This is a genomic window from Bacteroidota bacterium, assembly GCA_016721765.1.
Classification (GTDB): domain Bacteria; phylum Bacteroidota; class Bacteroidia; order UBA4408; family UBA4408; genus UBA4408.
The window spans coordinates 736,448-761,024 of record JADKHO010000002.1 but is presented as its reverse complement, the minus strand read 5'-3'; the positions used below and the strand labels follow the sequence as shown (position 1 = coordinate 761,024).

Here is a 24,577-nt window from a genome sequence, read left to right as displayed (position 1 = left end):
CAAGGCTTTTTTGTTGAATTTGCCAATACTTTCTTAGGTGTAAAAAACTTATTAAACGGTAATTTTTCAGTTTCAGCTTAAATTAACTTTGTATTCATAAAAATAGTATAAAATGAAAAAAATATTTCTCTTAATAGCCTTAATGATTAGTATAAAAGCGCAAGTTTTTTCCCAATGTTATGCAACTCGAAATTGGCCTACAGGAACTTTTCAAGCGCCGGCATCGGTTGCGTTGCCTACCCAAATATCACTAGCGAATGGTAATCCATGGAACAGTTCAGGCGACTATTTTAGAGTTGTTAGTTTTATTCCGGGGAATACATATCAAATGTATGAACCAGGTGGAGGTTATTTTACATTAAGATTAAATTCAGGTAATGGACCAGTTGCATTTTCTGGAACAAATGTAACTTTTACCCCAACTGGATCAGGAGGCGTTAATTATTATGTTCATTTTTTTTATGATAATACTTGCACATCTAATTCGCTCGGTTATGGCATTGAAGTGAGGTTAATTTCGATTGGAGGGACTGCTCCAACTTTAACAACAACACAGCCTGTGCTGTTAACTTCCACTTCTGTTACCTGTGGTGGAAATATTACCAATGCCGGTTCAACTGCAGTTTTTGCGCGCGGAGTATGTTGGTCTAATTCTCCCAACCCAACAGTAAATAATTATTCGGTCAATTCAGGGAGTGGTTCAGGTGTTTTTTCATTAACTGTTTCGAGTTTGGCTCCGAATTTAACCTATCATATGCGCGCTTGGGCTGCAAATAATACGGGAACATCGTATGGAAATGATGTTGTTTTTACAACCATAGCCGGCTGTGTAGGTTCAACAAACTATCCCACCGGAGTGCAAGTTGGACCAACCGTAAATGGTCAAACGGTAGCAATTACTCAGCCGACCGGAAATTGTAATTATTCTGGTGATTACTTTGATGTTTCGCTTGTTACCGGAAATTTTACATTTAATTCGAGCAATGTAACTGATTTTTTATCAATTACAGATTTATCGAATGCCTCATTACTCTATTCAACACAGCCTTTAACAGCTACAGTTTCTGTAGCCGGTACATTTCGAGTGCACATTAATACCAATGCTAATTGTTTAGGGGATAATGTTTGTAGGGGAGTGACAATAACCCGAACGGGAGGGGCACAAGCAACTCCGACCGTTACTACCGCAACTCCATCTGCTGTTGGTTCCACAACTGCAACATGTGGTGGTAATGTTACCAGTGCCGGTTCAGGGACTGTTACTTCACGGGGTGTTTGTTATTCAACCCAAGCAAATCCAACCATATCAGGTTCTAAAGTTACCAGTGGCTCCGGTACCGGTGCATTTACAGTTAATTTAACAGGATTAGCCAACAGTGTGACCTATCATGCAAGAGCTTTTGCAACAAATAGTGTTGGAACTTCTTATGGCAGCGATGTAACTTTTTCAACCAATACGCTTTTCTTGCCTTATGTTACTACGGGTACGGTTACTTATGTTTCATCCACTATGGCGGATGCTAGCGGAAATGTAACCAATGCTGGTTCTGATCCAGTTACTGCTGCAGGTTTTTGCTACGCTACTTCAGTTAACCCAACCATTGCCAATTCAACTATCACTGCTGCATTTGGACTCGGGCCTTTTTCAGCCTTTATTAGTGGCTTAGTACCAGGTACTACCTATCATGTGCGGGCATTTGCAACATCTGCCGCAGGCACTGCTTACGGTGCCGATGTTACCTATGCAGCACCTGCTTTGGTAGCTCCAACTGTTACTTCAACAGCTGTAACTGCTATCACTAATTCATCGGCAACTAGTGGTGGAAATGTTACCAATTCAGGAGGTTCAAGCGTAACTTCAAGAGGAATATGTTATGCAACTACAGCTAATCCTACATTAGCTGACAATATTGTTTCAGGTGGAAGCGGCACCGGTTCATATACTTCCTCTTTAACCGGTTTATTGCCAAGTACCAATTACTATGTGAGAGCTTATGCTACAAATGCTATCGGAACAGCATACGGGAGTCAAGTAACTTTTACAACAACTTCACCTAATGCAGTTCAGGATATTATTGCGAATAATGGGATACAGGTTTATCCGAATCCATTTAATACTTATTTTAATGTGAAGGTTAGACCGAACTTGGTTCATGCTGCTTATTCGGTTTTTAATGGTACCGGAAAAATTGTTGAAAGTGGGTTTTTAGAAGGAGAAACAACTGTTCTGCATCTAGAGAATATTCCAAACGGAATTTATAATTTAAAAATTCAAGGAGAACACAGTATTAAGATTTCAAAACGCTAAAAAAATTTTAGCCAATAAAAAAGGCTTGCTTCGATTGGTGAAGCAAGCCTTTTTTGTGGAGTTAATTATTATTGAAACATCAACTTTTGGAAATATGTTTTATCTCCAGAGCTTATTTTCAACATGTAAATTCCTTTTGGTTTTGTTTGCAAATCAATTGTGCCTTGATAGCTGTTTCTGAAATTATTGATTGCAGCTGTATGAGCTAGTTTGCCTTGTGCATCAAACACTTCTACCTTTATATCTTTTGTATTGAAATCACTTAGTGCATAAGTAAATAAACCGTTTCCTGGATTTGGATATACGGATACATTTTCGGAAAAACTTAGTTGTTTAGTTGATAATGGTCCATCACTAATGTTTACATTATCGATATATAAATTATTTCCAAATCCATTAATGTTTAAAAAACGAAGAAGCACATTGCCTGCACTTAAATAAGGCGTTAAAATAACCACATCTTTTCTCCACTGATTAGCATTGGTTGGCTTCCAATCGGTATTGCTGGTTCCTGCCGACGCTAATGCTGCACCTTTTTTAGAATAGCCGGTAGGAGTGAAGGTTAACCCGCAATCGGTTGAAATTTCAACTACTAATTCATCTTCGTAGGTTTGATATTGAGCATAAGCAACATCAAAACTAAATTCGGGCTGCGCCATAGCACTGATGTCAACCAATTCAGTTACCAATCGATCTTCCGATCCTGTGCTGTTGTAACTGTAGTTATCGAACCAAGCCGATACTGTTGTTCCGCCTGCAGCACCTGTAATGCTAGCACTTTTTGCCCATTTATAGGTAGGATTGCTAGCCAACACCAACCAGTTTGCCGGAGGGAAGGTAGCCGCCTGAAATGCTTCTGTAATGGGTGCGACAAATTGTGGAGAGGTTGTAAAAGTACTGATAAGGGTATCGTTTGCATGATTTGCATCTGCAGGATAAGTAATCCAACTTTTTAGAATGTGGTTACCTGCTGTGGTAATATCAATTGTGGGTGTAAATGCTACTGCGGTAGTATTTCCGAAGCTTACTGTACCCGGAATATTTTGTGTAACAATTGTGCCACCATCTAATTGATACGACACATCAAAATTGGAAATGCTAGGCAAGCCAATATTGCCAACATTAATCGTCACCGGATAATTGGCCAAAGGATAGCATTCATACGCCAGACCACTGCCCGGGCTTTGGTTAATTAGCGCTGCATCTAAGGCATTGCTGCAATTTAATAATCCCGGTAATTTATTAATGGCAATAGCACGTCGGCCTTTGCCATTTGCTTTCACAGCTCTCACACTAAACCACAAAGTATCGGACAAATTGGAATTGCTTATTACGGCAGAATTGGTGGCGGAGGTGGCAATCGAATCCATATAAAAAGCACCCAGTTGGCTTATTTCATAAGTATCGGCTCCGCTAACGGCATTCCAACTTATTTTTAATGAATCGCTGCATGCCCAATCCATGTGCACATTTTGGGGAACGCCAATGATGCTAAAAGGAACACTATTTTGACCACTTACAACTCCATTAGTAACACGAATAAGTGCGTTGGAAGAGAGGGTTGAGGGGATTGTCCACTCATATTGACGCGCTGTACCTGCTACATTTGTGATGGTATTCCAGGTAGCACCGCTATCAGCTGAGTATGCCAAATTGAATGTCCCGGAAGTTCCAAAAGCGTCCCAGCGCAACAATTCTTTTTCAGTGGGAACAAAGCCTTCGCCACCATTCGGATATGTAACTACAATTTCATCTTGATCAAATTGATAAACTACATAATACTTTTGAGGTCCAAATGGTACTGAACCGCCTTCCACCGTTACGGTGTAGGAACCTGGAGTGGGATTAGCAATGGTTACTTGCTCCATATTATTTAAGCTATCGATGCTGCGAATAGCCGGATCATCTAAAGTGGAAGCAAGCGGAGCCGGATTTAAAACCCATGGATTAAAAACAGCAGTTGTCGGGTCGGTCACCATTAAGGTTAAATCGTTCACCAATGCGCGAGCAGCAGCAGGGTCGCCTTCTACATCATTCCAAAGCAACATTACTCTAACTTGTTTAGTTCCGGCAGGTACATTAATATTGAAACTATTTGAATTTCCATTTTCAATAGAATCGCTCATGTAATTCATATTTTCCAATGTTTTCACAGCTGCTAATGCATTCACACGACCGTATCCGTAAAAATAATCGGGACCAACCACACCTATATCTTCGGCAGAGTTAAGCAAACAAGCTTTAATTAAAGCTGCTTCCGGATTGGGTTCGCCGGTTAATTCGCGGTAAGCCTGATACAATTGAGCACAAATTCCGGCCATACCGGGACAAGCAGCACTGGTGCCTCCGCCCACTTGAAAAGTATTGTTCTCGTCGGTACTCATTTGGTCTTTACCATTGGATGAAATATCCGGTTTAATTCGTCCGTCTTCAGCAGGACCGTGGCTACTGGTATTGTCAATTACCTGGAAAGCATCCAAGTTTGCAGCTGCAATACAGTTTTTGCCTTGTTTGTAACCGCCTGTAATATTTCCCCATTGGGCTCCAGCACCGTATCCACAGCTATTTCCATTGTTATTTCCAGCAGAAAAAACGGGTAAAACTACTTTCAATTGATTCATGATTTGGTCGCCTTGTTGTGCAAAAGCATCGTATACATTACAGCCTTGACTATAGCTGGTGGAGGTTACAACTGTTCCATATTGAGCAAGGTGTTGGGCTGCATCCACAATTTGAGCGTAACCGCTGATGTCGTATATATAAATGTGAGCACCACTGGCCATACCTTTAATGGTAGGGTCCAAATTTCCTGCACCAACAGCAATTCCCGAGGTCATGTCTCCGTGATTTTGTCCAACAATGGTTGAAAATTGAGTTATTCTGCCTGTAAAATCAATATGAGGTCCAACAAATCCATCATCAGCCAAAGCTATACTTACCCCACTGCCATCATAGTGGCGGCCCATTGGATAATCAGAATTAATAACGTTTGAACGGTGCAAGCTTCTTCCTTTAGTATCATCGGGAACAGGCACATCGTCAATTACCTGCATGAATTTTATAAAAGGTAATTGAGCAATATTTTTCCAATTATTTTCTGCAACGTTAATGGTGATGAGTTGTGTTCCTGCATAATTACTAAGCACGGTGCAGCCTCTCGCGCTAAGCTCGGCACTTACGGTTGCAAAGCTCAAATTCTTAAAATACTGAACAATCAAGTCCACATTTCCGCCTTTTTTAGCATATGCCGGGATATCATTTTCACGCAAACGAAGTGTTAGTTTTGAGTTAATGTCAATGGGTAAAATAGTTCTGGCTTGAAATGCCTTAAGTTGTTCCAAATTATAGGTAATTGGAATAGCTACATAATAAGTATTGGATGGGATGTAGCCAAGAAAGGCAATTCCACTCAGTTCCATACTTACTTTTTGTTGAGCAGTTGGCAATTTTTCGAATTGCAATAAACGGTAATACATACCGTTATAAATTTCAGAAACAAGAGGAGCTTCATTCGCTTTTTGTTCGAAATCATTTTGCGTTTGAATAACACCTGATTTTAATTGAATACTTGTTCCGGCGTGCAATGTATAGCTGCTGCTAAGCAACACAATCGATGCAAGTAATAAGGTAATCCGCTTAGAAAGTTGGGTAATTTTCATGAAGGAGGTTTAAGGATTAATTTGGATTTTTTTTTAAATATAATAATTATTTGATTGGGACAAAAAAATCTCCCGAAAGGGAAAAGGAACTACTTTCCTAACTCCTTTAAAATCCTTACTTTTGCAGGCTATAAAAATTTGAACAAGTAAAATGTTAGATAAGTTACACGCGATAAAAAGACGCTGGGAAGATGTGGAGCAACAATTAAGTGACCCGAAAACCCTTTCGGACATGAAGCTTTTTGCTAAACTCAACAAGGAATATAAGGACTTGAAAGAAGTGGTGGACATGTATCATGTTTATAAGAACGTGATAGGGAACCTTGAAAGCGCGAAAGAGGTGCTGGCCAACGAGAAGGATGAAGAGTTTAAGGAGATGGCAAAAATTGAATTTGAAGAAAATGCGGCAAAGAAGGAAAAGTTAGAAGAAGAAATTCGCATGATGTTGGTGCCAAAAGATCCGGAAGACAGCAAGAATGTGGTGATGGAAATTCGTGCCGGTACAGGCGGTGATGAAGCCAGTATTTTTGCCGGTGATTTATATCGAATGTACACCCGCTACATCGAAAACATGGGATGGAGAGCGGAGTTGGTAGATTTTCAGGATGGGACTGCAGGGGGGTACAAAGAAATTATTTTAAATGTAAGTGGTGATAATGTATTTGGAAAATTGAAATACGAATCAGGAGTGCATCGCGTGCAACGTGTTCCACAAACCGAAACGCAAGGACGTGTGCATACCTCAGCAGCCAGTGTAATTGTGATGCCGGAGGCGGACGAATTGGATGTGGATGTAAGAGAAAATGATATTCGTAAAGATACATTTTGTTCTTCAGGACCGGGTGGGCAATCTGTAAACACCACCAAATCAGCCATACGATTAACGCACATTCCAACCGGAATTGTGGTACAATGCCAGGATCAAAAATCGCAATTGAAAAATTACGATAAAGCGCTTGCGGTGTTGCGTTCACGTATTTATGAAATCGAATACCAAAAACGTGTGGATGAGGCTTCGAAAAAACGTAAAACAATGGTGAGTACCGGCGACCGTTCCGAAAAAATTAGAACCTATAATTATCCGCAAAGCCGAGTAACCGACCATCGAATTGGATTAAGTACCCATAATCTTCCCGATTTTATGAATGGCAATATTGATAGTTTTATTGAAGGATTACAAATTGCCGAGAATGCAGAGAAGATGAAAGAAGGGGGAGTTTTAGTTTAAGAATAAACCATTGTTTCTTATACCTTTTTAAGTTGACAAGAGCTGAACTCATTCATCAAATCCAAAAAAAGAAAAGCTTCTTGTGTATTGGCTTGGATAGCGATATTACTAAAATCCCAAAGCATTTACTCGTTTGTGAAGATCCCGTTTTTGAATTCAACAAGCAACTCATTGATGCCACACATGAATTTTGTGTTGCCTATAAACCCAATACTGCTTTTTACGAAAGCCTTGGCACCAAAGGCTGGCAGAGTTTAGAAAAAACAATTCAATACCTCAATACCAATTACCCGGCTCATTTTACAATAGCAGATGCCAAAAGAGGAGATATTGGAAACACCTCTCAATTGTATGCAAAAGCGTTTTTTGAAACGCTGCAATTTGATTCGGTAACAGTTGCTCCCTACATGGGAGAAGATTCGGTAAAACCATTTTTGACTTACCCCAACAAATGGGTTATTTTACTTGCGCTCACCTCAAACAAAGGTGCGGATGATTTTCAGTTGAGTGAAATCCATTCAACATTCAATTCAAAAGGAACATTACCACTTTATCAAAGAGTTTTAGAACGGAGTGCTGCATGGGGAAATGCTGAAAATATGATGTATGTTGCCGGAGCAACTCGACCAAAAATGCTTGAAGAAATACGCAACATTATTCCCAATCATTTTTTATTAGTCCCCGGTGTAGGCGCTCAAGGCGGGAGTTTGAGTGAAGTGGTGAAATACGGAATGAATAAAGATTGCGGCCTTTTGGTGAATGCATCGCGTAGTATTATTTTTGCTTCTGCAGATGAAAATTTTGCTTCCATGGCTGCCGATGAGGCAAAAAAGATGCAACTGGAAATGAGTTCTTTTTTATAAAGATATCAACTCTGATTTATCTGATAAAAGCTGATTTGATCTCAAAATCCATAAGATCTGAATTATCAATATATCTTAACTTTAATTTGAACAATAGGTTTTTGGTGCAAATATTTTTTAGTTTTACTTAAAGCCTATTTGGTTCTTATTTAAAATTTTAATGACAGCTAAAACAACACTCACTCTTCTCTTAATTTTGTGCATTAATTTCACACTGCCAAATATTTGAACAATCATTACGCTGTGCGTAAATTTCCTCAAATGATTTTAATGACATTTGTCTATGATTCCAGCAATTTGGAGGTCCATTGGCACCTATTAATTGCTCAGTAATGGTACTTGCATTAAATCGGATGGTGATTTTTCACTCCCATTTGGGTTTTACTGGAGTTGATACTATTGCATACATCCTTTGATAGTTTAATTTATCTACTTTGAGACATGCTGTTGAATCCTGATGTTCGAACATTTTCCTTTTAATTTGTGGTAAATCTCATTAGTAGCAGATTTCCTTCTGCATATATTGTTTGGACATAGTTAATGGCCCAACCGACTTTTTGTGATCCTCAGCAACTACGTTTATATTCACGGTCCATTTGATTGCAATTATTATCCGCCCTGATAAGTTAATTATGTTTATTTTGTGCCTTTAGATTGTTCTAATAATCTTGGGTGCAAATTGGATTTTATTTAATGCAACAATTGTGGATTTCCTCCTTATACATATTTTGGAAATCCTAATCGGACAAAATAATCCCATGGCTACTCTTATGCCAGGATTAATGGCAAGTTAGTTATTGGTTGTCAGGCTTGCATTTGACAGAATTAGGATGGAGCTGCCTGTTTAACCTTTTATATGAAGCAGCATATAGGTATTTTATCAATCTTGGCTGGATACATTAATAAATTTAAATTGTTTAGGAAGTCCCCTTTCAGGTTCAATATTCCTAACAGTGAATGTTATTGGTGGTTCTCCCCTTATTGTTAATCAAAATAGTGGACCTACAAATGTTTAGATTCATTGTAATATTAATTATTTGAACAAGTTCGGGGCAATGTATACATTTTACCGTGAAGCGGCCTTATACCTATTTGGGAGACGGATTGTACTAGGCTCTTAAAATTATAACCCTGTCTTACATGGTAACCATTTATACGTTTCGGTTTTTCCTATACCTACCATGTCAATTGCCTAGATCAGGTGGAACGCCTACTGCAAATGTGGAACCGTTGCCAACTGGTTGACCATTCACTTATTTATGGAGCGATTCGGCGCATCAAGCAAGCGCCGTTGCATCAAATTTGGTTGGAGGTTTTTATACAGTTGTGGTTACCGATTCAATCGGTTGTCAGAGTCCTGGCTCAGTTTATATTCTTTCTGATTGTCACAATATTATTAAGGGCAAAATATATAATGATCTTAATGGTAATTGCATTCAGGATAGCGGGGAAGCAGGAATTTCAGGTAAAATAGTTTATTCAAACCCGGGGAATTTGTATGGATATACAGATTCTAATGGCGACTTTATAATACATGCTGACTCCATGAACAATGTTATAATGGTTTCTGGCTTTAACAATAGCTGCCAGACTGTTTTAACCTGCCCAGCAAATGGAAGTATTAATGTAAACTTTAATCAGCACGGTGATACTTCGCACAATAATAATTTCGCTTATGAGTCAGTAGGAGGTAACTTTGATTTAACATTGCATCCCGGCTGGAACAGCGCAAATCCAGGCTTTTCGAAACACTATTGGATGTGTTATTACAATCATGGTCCCAATCCACAAAATGCAGTAATTACATTTGTATATGATTCGGCATTAATTTACACGAGTTGTACGCAAGGGGGAGTGCATTATCCGGCGCAGCATAAGATAGAATGGACGTTTAACAATGTTCCTCCCGCAAGTATTTGGAATTGGACAACCAAGCCTGAAGCTTTTTTTACAATCCCTGCTACTTTTGGTATTCATGATTCTTTGTGTTCTTATTTTGAAATTAGTCCAAGCTCCGGTGATTGTTATCCGGGCGATAATGTTCTTTCTCGTTGTGAACCGGTTACAGGTTCTTTAGATCCGAATGATAAAGCAGTTTTTCCTGTTGGAATTGGTGCCAATGGAAATATTTTAGCAAGTGATTCGCTGTTAACTTACACCATTCGATTTCAGAACACCGGAAATGATACTGCTTTTACGGTTGTAGTTATTGATACGCTTTCACCATTCTTAAATCCTGCCACAATTGTTCCGGGAGCTGCAAGCCATCCTTATACTTTTGATTTGAGTGGGCAAGGAGTTTTGACGTTTCGCTTTGACAATATTTTATTGCCAGATAGCAATGTGAATTTAGAAGGTAGCAATGGTTATTTTACTTACACCGTACGTCAAAAATCGAACAATCCGATAGGGACTGTGATTGCCAATACTGCTTATATTTATTTTGATTTTAATGCGGCAGTGGTAACGAATACGGTGATGAATACAATTTATTCAACAGTGGGATTGCGCGAACAACTTGCAAATTCTGGGGTAAGTGTATATCCCAATCCATTTAAAGACGAAACTAATTTCTTTATCAACAGCACTAACAGCAACGAAATTTACTCGTTTGAGCTGCAAGATGTAATGGGTAAAAAATTAAGGAGCTTTGATAAACTAACAGAAAAGCACTTTAGTGTATCACGTGCAGGACTTAGCAATGGCGTGTATTTTTATAAGATTTATTCAAAAAATGGAATCATTGCGATTGGGAAATTGGTGGTGGAGTAATTTTATTTTGTGACTACTTTTTTATCAGTATAGATGAATTTCATACCGCAAAACTCGCAGAGTAGGCGCGGAGGACGCAGAGATAAAATAATAAATGCAAATTGTCTCCCTCAAAAAAACTACTGTAAAATTAATCGCAAATAAATCCGCGTAAATCATAATCATCCGCGCCATCCGTGTTCTATTTTTCAGCTGATTATTTGCACTAATTAAATTATACTCCGACTTGATTTAGTTTTATAATCTCCCCGGCAACGTAGGTTCTTAGTTCTTCAAAGAATAATTCAAATTCATTTTTAAAAAGTGGATAATGTTCCACCAAGCTCTCCACTGCAGTTTCCATTCCCGATTCAAAAGGCGTTCGGCGCGACATTCCCGTTAAGGTTTTGCGAATACCTTCTACTTGAGCATACATCACCAACCAGTTGTGTTTGCTCATGTAGGGCAACATAATTTTTATCTTTTCAGGAAAAATGTTCAAGTTGTTCTCCATCAAGCGGTAGCTATCATCAGCAAATTTTTCGAGTGGGATATTGGAATAATATTTCCAATTGGCCGCTAAAAAATGATCGTAAAAAATATCAATAATTACGGGAGAATAATGACGATATTTATCCCAAAGGCGCTTACAGCTTTGTAAAACGATGGGGTGAGAATCCGTAAACATATCAATCCTCCGGTGCAAAATAATTCCCTTTTGAATAGGCTCCGAGAATTTTTCATGCGCTTTTCCTTTCACAGCATCGGCAATAAAATTACCAATAAGCAAGCCTTCAGAATCACCGGAAAGGTATAAGTGAGCGAGGAAATTCATTTTAGCGGATTTGATTATATAAAAAGCGTATTAATTTGCCAGCACCACAAACTCTGTCCTTCTATTTTGTGCTTTACCTGCTTCTGTTGCATTATTGGCAAGGGGCTTGGTGCCACCAAAGCCTTTATAACTCATGCGTTCTTTAGAAATGCTGTTTTGTTGCAACACATCGTAAACAGTAAAGGCTCTATCGGTACTTAGCGCCAAATTGGTTGCAGGAGCGCCGGCATTGTCTGTATGTCCATGAATTTCGATTTTGATGCTTGGATTATCTTTGAGGTAATTGGCAAATTCCTCCACAATTATTTTACTCTCCGGCGTTAAATCGGCTGAACCGGTTTTGTAGTTTATATTATTGATTTTGTAAGTGTTCCCAACCTTTATGGAATCAATACTTACATTTAATTTTTGTGGTTTACCTATTGTGGAATCACTGGCGTGTATCACTTGCGATGTAAATGTAGAACCCGGATTTTTAATGGTGAGCAATACATCTTCATTGTTTTTCACTGTCATAACTGCGGCATACGTTCCGCTCACAGAGTCGACTTCGATGGTAGTAATTTTTTTTGAATCAAGATTTTTTAATTCCACACGAGCATGTGCAAGACTCGCATTCGATTCGTCTTTGATTTCGCCTTTGATGAATATTATTTTTTCGGGACGTGCTTCTTTATATAGCTCAAAATAAAATACATCGTATCCGCCGGTTCCTTTACCTTTTAATTGATTGGATGAAAAATACCCGATATGTCCATCCGTACTCACAAAAAATCCAAGTTCATCTTTGTCTGTATTAATTGGGTAACCTATATTTTTGGGAACTTTCCAATTAAAAGTGCTCATGTCGAGTTTGGTGTAAAAAATATCAAAACCACCTAAGCCAGGTTGTCCATCGCTACTAAAATACAGCGTTTGACTATCGGAATGAATAAAGGGAGATTTTTCATTTCCTTCTGTGTTAACCGGCGCGCCTAAGTTTTGAGCAGGTAACCATTCCCCTTTTTCATCTTTTTCGCTTTTGTAAATATCCATCCCTTTACTGTCGGCACGCGCACTGGCAAAATATAATATTCTTCCGTCTGAAGAAAGCGTAGGTTGCGATTCCCAGCCGTCGGCGGTATTTACATTCGGCCCTAAGTCTTTTAATTCGGTCCATACTCCGTCAATTAAATCAGAACTAAAAATATCACAATTCATAACGCCGCGTTTGTCGGGCTTACACATGGTAATGTACATGTGTTTGTTATCGAGCGAGAAGGTGGTGCCACCATAATTATCGCCTACGTTAAATGGGGGCTCCAGAGCTTTTACGTTGGTGTAAGCATCTCCACTTTTTTCGGCAAATTCAAATTCTTCTACCTGATGCGGCGTAAGTTCGTTCCGGCCCTGTTTCATAAAGCGTTTGGTAAAATAAAGTTGCTCATTGTCGGGCGACATCATGGCCAAAAATTCATCTTCATACGTACAAATTCCCTTTACCGGCTTGGGATCGAAGGGGACAGGGTTTTTATAAACTTCGGCAAAAAATTTTGCTTCCTTTACAATGCTTGAGGCTTTGTTATAATCCTCATCTTTTTTGGTGCTTTCATCATAAGTCAAAAACTTTTGCATGTGTTTTGCCGCATCTTCATATTTATCGCCACCATAGGCAATCAAACCTAAATAGAAATAGGCATAAGCATTTACATCCGGACAAAGTTCAATTGCTTTTTCGAAATATTTTTTGGCGGGAGCAAAGGAAGTTCCATCGCCTTTGGCAACTGTAACGGCACAATTACCAAGGGCATTAAGTGCTTCGGCATAGTCCGGCTCCTCTTCAATGGCTTTTAGTAAAAAATCTTTACGCTCTTTGAAATCATATTTTTTTTTGTCGATTCCCTTTTCGTAGAGTTTCTGAGCTTTAGTATTCTCGATGGCTTTGCAGGCAGTTTTTTCGTCTTGAGCGCAAATACGGGTAGAGAAAATAAATAAAATGAAAATTAGTTTATTCATAAATTAAATTGAGGAAAATAGCACTGCGCATGCAACATTCGAGGCAAGAAATAAATATTGCATGTTTATTTTCATAAATACCTTGCTTACATATAAGACGCATTAATGTGGATAGCTTTGTAGCACGACTTTTGGGTTATTTATTATTTCCCAAACAATCCGTTCAGTTTTTTCTTTGCTTCTTGTTTGGCTTTTTCTTCGGCTTCTTTTTTTAATTTGTCGGCTTCCGCTTTAGCTCTTGCTTCCGCCTCTTTTTTCTGACGATCGATTTCGGCTTGTGCTTTTGCTTTTTGTGCATCTAGTTCCGCCTGACCTTGCGCTTTTAGTTTGTCGGCTTCGGCTCTTGCTTTTGCTTCCAACTCCGCTTTTTGTTTGTCGAATTCGGCTTTCGCTTGATCTTTCAAATTGTCTATAAGTTTGGTTCCGCTTTTATTTAAGCCTGCTTTTACCAAGGGTTTGCTAACAGTTCCTGTAACCAAAACATCGAGGTTAACTTTATCGCCCAAACTTAAATTGGTGCCTTTGCTGTTGGCTTGCGACACAATACTTTCTAACATGGCATTCGCCTGTCCACCCATTTCGGCGCGCGGAATTTCGAATTTCATAACATAATCAATGCTCTCATCAAAACCATTGCTACCGCCAATGTTCACTTTGCTGTTTCCAAGTTTCACATCAAAGGGATCGATGTTTACTTTTCCGTCTTTAAACTTGAAGGATAGGTTAGTATTGCTCAAATCCATTTTTTTGTATTGTTCCATTTTAATGGCATCGGCCACTTTATTCAGCGGCTCAAAGCCGGATACAATAACGCTTTTTGTTTGAAGTTTACCGTATCCGTTTAAGGATTTCATGTCCAAATTCATTTTATCGTCCATTGCCGAAGCCAGTTGAATTGTTGTTGAAAATTTGCCACTTGCATATTTGGCAATGGGTGCAAGTTTTTCGATGGTATTAAATGTTTTATAGGTTTTAGAAAGGTCCCAATCGTTAATGTTTAAATCGAAGTCCATTAAAGGTCTTTTCAAATTTTTAGTATCGTAACTTCCACTCATTACCATGCTGCCATCGAGTAAATTCATTTTCACATTTTCCATCTTTGCAACCGCATCTTTCACTTTAACAGCACCGGCTACATTGGTCATTTCCATATTGCTGTAAAGCAATTTTCCAATTGTTGCATTCATCGTAAAATCTAAATTGGAAGGAACTGCCACCATTTCTGAACTTGCTGTATCCGCCGCAGCGGGAGCTTCATCCGGGCCCATTAATTCATTTAAATCAATCAAGTTGGATGTTAAATTAAATTCACCTTTTAACAAATCATCTTTTAAAGCATAGGCCAAAAAGTTTTCCATTTTTCCGTTAGCTGTCATATCGCTTTTCCCAAGACGTGCATCAAATTGTGTCAACTCCGCCATCTGCGGACTAAAGTTTAGATAAGCTTTATTAATCAGCACTCCATAAGGTGTGTCTTTACTTTTGTAATCTAAATCCAACACAATTAATTGCCCTTTTGCTGTAAAATCCTGATATTGTTTTTTATCGATGCTGCTCATTTTTCCTTTCAGGGCAATGTCAGCAATAATGGTTCCGCTTAATTTTTGATCGGCTTCAAGCGGAATAAATTCTTTTACTGAATTCAAAACTAATTTTCCTTTTATGTCGCCGTCGATGTTGGGATCACTTACCGGAGTGGCAATATGCATACGAATATCCACAGGGTTTTCGGCCATTTCGAGATGGAATTTTTTGATGTCAATTAAGGTATGATCGGGTTCTCCGTCTTTGTTGCTGATGTTGGCATCAACCCAAATATTATTTACAGATTTGGGTAAGCTTGGATATTTAAACATGGCATTGTCTACATTTATTTTTACCCCGAATGCCGGCATGCGTTTATCGTTATAAATACCTTTCACAAAGCCATCAAGAGCAAGCTTCCCGGATGTTTTTATATTTGCAAAATCCTTTGTGTAGGTACCGGGAATGAGCGAAAGAAAGCTTTTGAAATCCGCTTTTTTAGCCACAAATTTTAAGTCCATATCCATGTCTTCTTTGGGCATTGCAAAATATCCGTCGAGTCCAAATACCAATTCATTCAAACTAAATTCATTGTTTTTAAAAGTAAATTTAAATTGGGGCATGTTGGCATCCAGGTCGGCCTTGATTACGGTTTTTACTTTGCTTAAGTAATTCATTCCGCCATAGGCCATGGTAAATTGTTCAATATCGGTAAGGGTTTTGAGTTCAAATTCATCCGCGCTAAAATCCCCGCTAAGTTGATGATTCATATTTTTTAGCACGGTTTTAAAACCCATTTCCGCATCATCGTACACAATGTTTCCTGCAATGATTTCAAAATTTTTCAAGGTCATTTTAAAGGGAGCGGATTCGGAGCTTGGGGCAGCAGCACTGGAATCGGGTTTAGTTATGTCCCAATTTGCTTTTCCGTCCTTCAACACTTTTGCAAGGATGGAGGGATGATCCAGCACAATTGAGTTAATTTTATACTGGCTACCTTTTATTACACTCATTAAATTAATATTAAGTGAAATAACATCGGAAGCAATTAGCGTATCGCCCGCAAAGGCATCAACTCCCACTATACTTAGGTCATGAAGTGTGAATTTAAAATCGGGAAAACTGCTGATGAGTGTTAAATCAAAATTGCCAAAATCTAACTTTGCATTGAGGTTTTTATTTGCTTCCTCCTTTATTTTGGCTACAATTTTATCTTTAAATAGAAAAGGGAGTGAAACGATAAGAATTAATAAAAGAGCTATGGTTATTCCGGAAATCTTAAGAAATTTTTTCATAATGTGTTTTGGTAAAAAGTCAAGCAAAATTACCATTTTTAGAGGATAAGTGAATATAATTTTTCTATTTTTGAAAGGAATAGTTTTCAGATTTTAATTTATGATAGTTCTAAAATTCGGGGGGAGTTCGGTTGCAACAGCTGAACGGATAAAGGGGGTAGCCAAAATTATTGAGCAACAGTATCGAGCAGAGAAAAAGCTGGCAGTTGTATTTTCGGCATTTGGAGGTGTTACCGACGATTTAATTAAGGTGAGTCAGTTGGCAGCCACACAGGATAATTCATACCTTGACCTATTTCAAAAAATAAAGCAAAGGCACCTCAAAACTGCCAATGAGTTGGGATTGAAGCAGGAAAAGGCATTGTATGAATTTATGGAAATGCGCTTTGCAGCCCTGCAGGATTTATTGCACGGTGTATTTTTGGTAAAGGAACTTTCACAGCGAACACTCGACTTTGTTTGCAGCCATGGCGAATTGTTTGCAGCGAAGATTATAGCGCATTATTTCACATCACAAAAACTGAAATCTACTTTTTTGGATGCCAGTCTGCTTGTAAAAACGGATGAAAATTTTGGATCAGCAAAAGTTGATTTCCTAAAATCAAATAAAAATATTCGGGCCTATTTTGCCTCTTCTAAAAGCATTGAAGTAGTAACCGGTTTTATTGGGTCCACCTCAAAAAATGAGATTACTACCTTAGGCAGAGGAGGCTCAGATTATACCGCAGCAATTTTTGGAGCTGCCCTGCAAGCAAGTGAGATTCAAATATGGACCGATGTGGATGGAGTGATGACAGCTGATCCACGCAAAGTGCGCAAAGCATTTTCGGTAGGTGCCATGACGTATGAGGAAGCCATGGAAATGTCGCATTTTGGAGCTAAGGTTATTCATCCGCCAACGATTCAGCCCGCTTTAGAGAAGGGCATTCCACTTTGGATAAAAAATACATTTAACCCAAGTGCGCATGGAACTTTAATTTCCACCAAATCGAGCGATCCCAATTACATGGTGAAGGGTATTTCTTCGATTGACGGAATTGCACTTTTAACTTTGCAAGGAAGCGGAATGGTTGGCGTGGCAGGTATTTCGGCACGTTTGTTTGGAGCCTTATCACAAGCCAAAGTGAATGTAATATTAATTACGCAAGGCTCATCTGAACACACCATCAGTTTTGCGGTGAAACCAGGAGATGCTGAAATAGCTAGGAAAGCAATAGAAGAAACTTTTGCACTCGAAATAAAAGTGCACCTGATAGAAAAAGTACGAGTAGAAGAAAACCTGAGCATTGTTGCGGTGATTGGCGAAAATATGCGCAATACCCCGGGCGTGTCGGGGCGCTTGTTTCAAGCATTGGGAAAAAATGGGATTAGTGTTGTTGCTACTGCGCAAGGCTCCTCCGAATTAAACATTTCGGTGGTAATTCATGCCAAGGATTTGAATAAGGCGTTGAATACTTTACATCAAGGTTTCTTTTTATCGGATGTAAAAACCTTGAATGTGTTTTTGGTGGGAAGTACCGGTTTAATTGGAAGTACACTCATCAAGCAAATTGAAAAGCAAAAGAAATTTTTGCGCGAAGCACGCTCCATCGAACTGATAATAGCAGGAATTACCAATACACAAAAAATGTATTTTGATGAAGACGGTATTTCCCTGAGCCGCTACAAAGAAGTGCTGGAAACAAAGGGAGAAAAATCCAACATTAAAAGTTTTGTACAGCGAATTAAAGAACTGAATCTGGCACAAAGTATTTTTGTAGATTGCACATCTAGCGCTGAGGTGGTGAGCCATTACAACGAAATTTTGGAAAGCAGTGTATCCATTGTGACTCCAAATAAATTGGCGAATAGTGGTAAGTATACGGAATATACAAAATTAAGAAGTGCTGCAAAGAAGCGTGGGGTGCGGTTCTTGTATGAAACCAATGTGGGAGCAGGGCTTCCGGTTATTTCAACACTAAGTGATTTATTACATAGTGGCGATAAAATAATTCGAATTGAAGCGGTACTTTCCGGAACGCTGTCCTATATTTTTAACAGCTACAAAAAGGGAATTCAATTTAATGAGGTGGTGTTGCAAGCCAAAGAAAAGGGCTACACCGAGCCGGATCCGCGAGATGATTTGAGTGGAATGGATGTAGCGCGAAAACTATTGATATTGGCGCGCGAAACCGGGATGGAGATTGAGATTAAGGATATTGCCATTGAACAAATACTTCCACCAAATTGTGTAAAAGCAAAATCCGTTACAGATTTTTTTAAGGAACTTGAAATCTCGAATGCTGTATTTGAAGCACGACGAGCAAAGGCAGAAGAAAAGGGAAAAGTGCTGCGATTTATAGCTCTACTCGAAAATGGAAAAGCGAGTATTCGATTGTTGGAAGTGGATGAAAAACATCCTTTTTATAATTTATCCGGAAGCGATAACATTATTTCGTTTACAACCGAAAGGTATCACGATCGCCCTTTGGTGGTGAAAGGTCCCGGAGCGGGCGCTGAAGTTACTGCGGCCGGTGTATTTGCTGAGATTATTAGTATTGGAAACTACTTCGAATAAATGGGGAAGCGTATGAAAAATTCAATTACAGTTTTTGCTCCGGCTTCAGTAGGCAATGTGGGTTGTGGTTTTGATGTAATGGGTTTATGTATTGATACACCTGGCGATGAAGTGAAACTTAGCTTTAACAACACAAATAACCTGCTTATAAAAAAAATAAGTGGCGATGGTGGCAAATTATCTTACGATGCCAAGCAAAATACAGTTAGTGTGGCAATAGCGGCATTGCTGAAAAAAATAAAAAGTAAGCAAGGCTTTGATATTGAATTAAAAAAGAAAATGCCCTTAGGCAGTGGCCTTGGCTCCAGTGCCGCAAGTGCTGTTGCCGGAACTTTTGCAGCGAACGAATTGTTGGGTAAGCCCATTAAAAAAAGAATGGACCTCGTGCCGTTTGCGATGGAAGGAGAGCGTGTAGCTTGTGGTACAGCGCATGCCGATAATGTTGCGCCCTGCATGTTAGGCGGAATTTCATTGATTCGGAATAACTCGCCTTTAGAGTTAATATCCTTACCAGTTCCTAAAAATTTGTATGTTATAGTCGTTCATCCCCACGTTGAAGTACTTACAAAAGATGCGCGCGCAGTGATGCGAAAAGAGATTCCTATGCAAGATGCAATAAAGCAATGGGGCAATACTGCAGCATTGGTGGCAGGTTTGTATGAATCGGACTATAAATTAATTGGTAAGGCAATTGAAGACGTCATTGCGGAACCCTATCGCGCCAAGCTGATTCCTGAATTTTATAAAGTTAAGCAAGCTGCTATCGACAATGGCGCTTTGGGCTGTACCATTAGTGGTTCGGGTCCATCGCTATTTGCATTGTGCAAAGGAAATAAAGACTGCAAAAAAATTGCTAAAGCGATGCAAATAGCATTTGCTTCAAACAATATTAAGAGCGATGCATTTATTTCCAAAGTAAATGGTGAAGGAGTGAAAGTTATTTCTTAAACGAATTTTAGCGTATGCGGTATTACTCTACAAAAAATAAATCTACTTTTTATTCTCTTGAACAAGCTGTTTTAAAAGGCCTTCCCGATGATAATGGCTTGTTTATGCCTGAGCGTATTGAGGCTTTGCCGCACTCCTTTTGGAAGGATATTGGACAATATTCTTTTCAAGAAATTGCGTATGAGATGTGTAAACAATTTTTAGCTGCCGAAGTTCCTGAAGCAGTGATACTCAAAATTGTAAATGAAGCCATAAATTTTGATGCACCTTTGGTGAAGCTGGATGCGCATACACATGTGCTGGAATTATTTCATGGACCAACACTGGCCTTCAAAGATTTTGGGGCGCGGTTTATGGCACAACTCATGCGGTATTTTGTTCGAAGTCAAAATGAAAAGATTACCATTTTGGTTGCCACTTCGGGCGATACCGGAAGTGCCGTGGCGAGTGGGTTTTACAAAGTAGATGGCATTGAAGTAATTATTTTATATCCTTCCGGGAAGGTGAGTGATTTGCAGGAAAAGCAATTAACAACATTGGGAGAAAATATTCGTGCGCTCGAAATTGACGGAAGTTTTGATGATTGTCAAAGCCTTGTGAAACAAGCGTTTTTGGATAAGGAATTGACTTTAAAATTTAAACTTTCATCTGCCAACAGCATAAATATTGCGCGCTTAATTCCGCAAAGTTTTTACTATGCTAATGCGTATAAGCAATTGAAAGATGTAGCTGAAAACCTTGTATTTGCTGTTCCTAGCGGTAATTTCGGGGATTTAACTGCAGGTCTTTTTGCAAGGCAGATGGGCATGCCGGTGAAAGATTTTATTGCGGTGAGCAATGCAAACGATGTGGTCCCGGCGTATTTAAAGAGTGGAATATTTACGGCAAAACCATCAATACAAACCTTATCTAATGCAATGGATGTGGGTAATCCGAGCAATTTTGCACGGATGATGGATATTTTTGATAATTCTATTGCAGGGATACAAAAGATTATCAAAGGCTATTCCGTTACAGATGCGGATACAATTTTGGCTATGAAAGAAATTTATTCTCGCTTTGGCTATGTTATGGATCCACATGGTGCGGTGGGGTATGCGGGATTAAAGCGATATCAATTGGAGAATCCAAAAGCAGTAGGAGTTATTTTGGAAACAGCGCACCCGGCTAAGTTTTTAGAAACGGTTGAGCAGAAATTGAATTTTAAACTTGAATTACCGGAGGGGTTAAAAGCGGTGGCGACTAAGGATAAAAGAAGCATTGTGTTAAGTAAATCATATGTGGATTTTAAGAATTATTTATTGGGAAATTAAAGGAGTATCATTTTCCTGAAAGATACTGTTTTACTTTAATAGTGATTGCTTACACGGGCATACGTTTGAAAAGGAATACAAATTTTTTAACGCCAATTTCTCATAGGCCGGTCCTTTTCGTATTTGATTAATGTTGTTGAAATTTCGCTTTTAATTTGAATTGATATTCTTGCATGGTGTGTGCTGATATCAATGGGCTTTTCTTACTTTTTGCTTGATCAAAAAGTAAGCAAAAAATCAAGGCTGATGAGCAATTGGCTAAAATTTGAATTCCTTTTCCTCACGCCAACCAAGCGCTCGATGGTGTTTTTGTTTTATCAAAAAATTACGTTTCTCGCTCGAGGATGGCTTACACGGGCCTACGCTTGAAAAGGAATACAAATTTCTTCACGCCAATTTCTCATAGGCCGGTCCTTTTCGGTTTTGATTGATGAAGTTGAATTTTCGTATTTATTTTAATTGAATTTATTGCATTCTGGGTGCTGTTATCAATGATCTTTTTATTTTTTGCTTGATCAAAAAGTATAGAAAGAATAAGGACTGATAAGAAATATGCAGGAACGTCTCAATTAGCTGTGTTATGCTAGCTATCAAGCACTGTGCAGTGAGAAGTTTGGGATTTAAATTTCCCAATACCTACTCGATTTTCTTGTGTCATTGTTTGATAACTTTTCCAGTTTTTAGTAGCCCTTTTGAGTTTCTAAACGCGTAAAAATAAATGCCATCTCCAAGTTGCTCTGCGTTTATAGTTAAGGAGTTTGTAAAAGTCTGTTGGAGCATTTGCTTCCCGAGAAAGTTGTAAAGTGTAATTGTTGTCTGATCCTTGTCAGTAAAGGAAAAAGTTATTTGGTTCGAAAAAGGATTTGGAAAAATCGAAATATCATTTATAAAATTGTCTGATGCTGACAGCCCACCTGTAATGGAGGTATTTATATAAACTTTCCAGTAGGGGTTTGATGTAGGACTATAAACTGTGGAGGTGTTTGCTGTTAAATTCTCAGAAGTTACCACTAAATCAGGTTTGTTGTCACCGTTCATATCCATAACATTCCAATTCTGCGAATTCAAAGAATAACTAGCTGCAGTGGAAAAACCGGCTAAATAGAAGCCCAAATTATTTGCGCCATTTTTTAATCCTCCCACCGGAACAGCCCAATTGCTTGGTGCAGTTGAAAAGCCGGAACCGTTATTTAAATAAACTTTCCAATAAGGGTTCGATGTAGGACTAAAAACCGTGGCATTGTTTGCAGTTAAATTCTCTGATGTTACAACTAAATCAGATAAGCCATCTCCGTTAATATCCATCAGATTCCAATTCTGCGAATTTAGCGCGTAACTAGCTGCAGTATAGTAAGCAGTTAAATAGAAGCCCAAATTATTTGCCCCATTTTTTAATCCTCCCATAGGAACAGTCCAATTACTTGCTACAGTTGAAAAGCCGGAACCGTTATTTAAATACACTTTCCAGTAGGGGTTGGATGCAGCGCTATAAACCGTAGAAGTGTTTGAAGTTAAATTCTCAGAAGTTACCACTAAGTCGGGTTTTCCGTCAGCATTAATATCCATAAGATTCCAATTCTGCGAATTCAAGGAGTAATTAGCTGCAGTGGAATAAGCTGATAAATAGAAGCCTAAATTAGTTGCTCCATTTTTTAATCCTCCTATTGGAACAGCCCAATTGCTTGCGGTTGTTGAAAAACCGGTACCTGTATTTAAATACACTTTCCAGTAAAGATTTGGAGCAGTACCAAAAACTGTTGAAGTGTTTGCAGTTAAATTCTCAGAAGTTACCACTAAATCGGGTTTGCCATCTGCATTAATATCTGTAACATTCCAATTCTGCGAATGCAAGGAGTAACTAGCGGCAGTGTAAAAACCGGTTAAATAAAAACCCACATTATTTGCCCCATTTTTTAATCCTCCCACAGGAACCGCCCAATTGTTTGCAATAGTTGAAAAGCCTGAACCGGTATTTAAATACACTTTCCAATAAGGGTTCGATGAAGGACTAAAAACCGTGGAAGTGTTTGCCGTTAAATTCTCAGAAGTAACCACTAAATCAGGTTTGTTGTCACCGTTCATATCCATAACATTCCAATTTTGCGAATTCAACGAATAACTAGCCGCAGTAGAAAAACCGGCTAAATAGAACCCCAAGTTATTCGCACCGTTTTTTAATCCTCCAACAGGAACTGCCCAATTGCTTGCAAGCGTTGAAAAGCCGGAACCGTTATTTAAATAAACTTTCCAGTAGGGGTTCGTTGCAGCACCAAAAACAGTAGCAGTGTTTGCAGTTAAATTCTCAGAAGTTACCACTAAATCGGATAAGCCATCTCCGTTAATATCCATAATATTCCAATTCTGCGAATTCAGCGAGTAACTAGACGCAGTGTAAAAACCTGGTAAATAGAAGCCCAAATTGGTTGCACCACTTTTTATTCCTCCCACAGGAACATCCCAATTGCTGGATGTTGCTGAAAATCCTTGTCCACTTGATTCAGCCACTTTTAAAAGTGAGCACATTAAAATAATTTGGGTGAGGAGGTAAGTAATTTTTGTAGTCATATTTAGTTTTGATACCTATTGATGCTGTTATGCTGCGTTGCGAGTGCACTGCTTTATCGCTTTTAATTCAGCCTTTTTCTGAACTTTTTCTTCTTCAATGTCAAAATCGTCTTGAAGTCCAAGCCAGAATTTTGCAGAATTCCCAAAATATTTAGAAAGTCTAAGTGCGGTGTCTGCTGTAATTCTTCTGTTTCCCTTCATGATTGCAGATACACGAGTTTGCGGAATCCCAATGTCTAAGGAGAGTCTATAAGCGCTAATTTCGAGAGGTACTAAAAACTCCTCCTTAAGAATTTCTCCGGGGTGAATGTTTTTTAGCTTTTTCATTTCTTTTGACTTTTAGTGATAATCAATAATTTTTACTTCGTTTGCGTTACCATTATACCATTTAAAAATAATTCGCCATTGATTGTTAATTCGGATGGAATAGAAGTCTTTATAATTTCCTTTTAACTTTTCTAGTCGGTTCGAAGGAGGTATCAGCAAATCATTAAGATCTTGTGAATTGTTGAGCATTCTCAGTTTACGTCTAGCAATTTCCTGAATCTCTGTCGACAAGCCTTTCTCTCGTTCACCTTCCCAAATTTTCTTTGAGTCTTTGTCTCCAAAAGAATTAATCATACTGTCCTTTTAAATACTTACGTCAAAAGTAAGTAAAGTATAATCGAAAACCAATATTCTGGAGTAGCATTCAATCGATTTTACGAAATTCGAGAAATGCGGCATAACATTAAGT

14 protein-coding genes are annotated in these 24,577 nt (G+C 38.7%); 7 read left to right on the top strand and 7 right to left on the bottom strand.

The annotated features are described in order from the left end of the window. Positions 1-112 precede the first annotated feature (112 nt). On the top strand, positions 113-2,308 hold the full coding sequence (locus tag IPP32_11485) for a T9SS type A sorting domain-containing protein (protein MBL0048703.1): 2,196 nt from the start codon (positions 113-115) through the stop codon (positions 2,306-2,308). A gap of 68 nt (positions 2,309-2,376) precedes the next feature. On the opposite strand, the gene IPP32_11480 is transcribed toward IPP32_11485, so the two are convergent. Beyond that, complete coding sequence (locus IPP32_11480) at positions 2,377-5,967, bottom strand: S8 family peptidase (GenBank protein ID MBL0048702.1); 3,591 nt, start codon at positions 5,965-5,967, stop codon at positions 2,377-2,379. A 151-nt stretch (positions 5,968-6,118) separates the two neighbouring features. On the opposite strand from IPP32_11480, the gene prfA reads away from it, so the two are divergent. The 3 genes from prfA (at position 6,119) to IPP32_11465 (ending at position 10,830) form a co-directional block, all read left to right on the top strand. Continuing rightward, positions 6,119-7,195 carry a peptide chain release factor 1 gene (prfA, locus tag IPP32_11475; GenBank protein MBL0048701.1) on the top strand — a complete coding sequence of 359 codons (1,077 nt, stop codon included), beginning with the start codon at positions 6,119-6,121 and terminating at the stop codon, positions 7,193-7,195. 32 nt (positions 7,196-7,227) lie between these two features. After that, a complete protein-coding gene (gene pyrF / locus IPP32_11470) occupies positions 7,228-8,058 on the top strand; it encodes an orotidine-5'-phosphate decarboxylase (GenBank protein MBL0048700.1) in 831 nt (276 codons plus the stop codon). Between the two features lie 1,302 nt (positions 8,059-9,360). Continuing rightward, complete coding sequence (locus tag IPP32_11465) at positions 9,361-10,830, top strand: T9SS type A sorting domain-containing protein (GenBank protein MBL0048699.1); 1,470 nt, start codon at positions 9,361-9,363, stop codon at positions 10,828-10,830. 214 nt (positions 10,831-11,044) lie between these two features. Here IPP32_11465 and IPP32_11460 read toward each other — a convergent pair whose 3' ends face one another. The 3 genes from IPP32_11460 to IPP32_11450 all read right to left on the bottom strand — a co-directional run bounded on the left by IPP32_11460 (position 11,045) and on the right by IPP32_11450 (position 16,458). Further along, complete coding sequence (locus IPP32_11460) at positions 11,045-11,644, bottom strand: DUF479 domain-containing protein (protein MBL0048698.1); 600 nt, start codon at positions 11,642-11,644, stop codon at positions 11,045-11,047. Between the two features lie 30 nt (positions 11,645-11,674). Then, the gene (locus IPP32_11455) at positions 11,675-13,639 is read right to left on the bottom strand and encodes an OmpA family protein (GenBank protein ID MBL0048697.1); all 1,965 of its coding nucleotides are present in this window, start codon (positions 13,637-13,639) and stop codon (positions 11,675-11,677) included. Between the two features lie 143 nt (positions 13,640-13,782). After that, positions 13,783-16,458 (bottom strand): AsmA family protein, encoded by a 2,676-nt coding sequence (locus tag IPP32_11450; protein MBL0048696.1) that lies wholly within the window; start codon positions 16,456-16,458, stop codon positions 13,783-13,785. Positions 16,459-16,558: 100 nt separating this feature from the next. Between IPP32_11450 and thrA the strand changes: the two genes are divergently transcribed. From thrA to thrC, 3 genes are read left to right on the top strand one after another with little or no spacing between them, the layout of a single operon-like run. Then, complete coding sequence (gene thrA / locus IPP32_11445) at positions 16,559-19,015, top strand: bifunctional aspartate kinase/homoserine dehydrogenase I (GenBank protein ID MBL0048695.1); 2,457 nt, start codon at positions 16,559-16,561, stop codon at positions 19,013-19,015. A gap of 12 nt (positions 19,016-19,027) precedes the next feature. Then, positions 19,028-19,963 (top strand): homoserine kinase, encoded by a 936-nt coding sequence (locus IPP32_11440; GenBank protein ID MBL0048694.1) that lies wholly within the window; start codon positions 19,028-19,030, stop codon positions 19,961-19,963. 14 nt (positions 19,964-19,977) lie between these two features. Beyond that, the gene (gene thrC / locus IPP32_11435; protein ID MBL0048693.1) at positions 19,978-21,276 is read left to right on the top strand and encodes a threonine synthase; all 1,299 of its coding nucleotides are present in this window, start codon (positions 19,978-19,980) and stop codon (positions 21,274-21,276) included. A gap of 654 nt (positions 21,277-21,930) precedes the next feature. On the opposite strand, the gene IPP32_11430 is transcribed toward thrC, so the two are convergent. From IPP32_11430 to IPP32_11420, 3 genes are read right to left on the bottom strand one after another with little or no spacing between them, the layout of a single operon-like run. Further along, the gene (locus tag IPP32_11430) at positions 21,931-23,841 is read right to left on the bottom strand and encodes a T9SS type A sorting domain-containing protein (protein ID MBL0048692.1); all 1,911 of its coding nucleotides are present in this window, start codon (positions 23,839-23,841) and stop codon (positions 21,931-21,933) included. 27 nt (positions 23,842-23,868) lie between these two features. After that, complete coding sequence (locus tag IPP32_11425) at positions 23,869-24,168, bottom strand: HigA family addiction module antidote protein (protein ID MBL0048691.1); 300 nt, start codon at positions 24,166-24,168, stop codon at positions 23,869-23,871. 12 nt (positions 24,169-24,180) lie between these two features. Beyond that, complete coding sequence (locus IPP32_11420) at positions 24,181-24,462, bottom strand: type II toxin-antitoxin system RelE/ParE family toxin (protein ID MBL0048690.1); 282 nt, start codon at positions 24,460-24,462, stop codon at positions 24,181-24,183. Between the last annotated feature and the right edge of the window lie 115 nt (positions 24,463-24,577).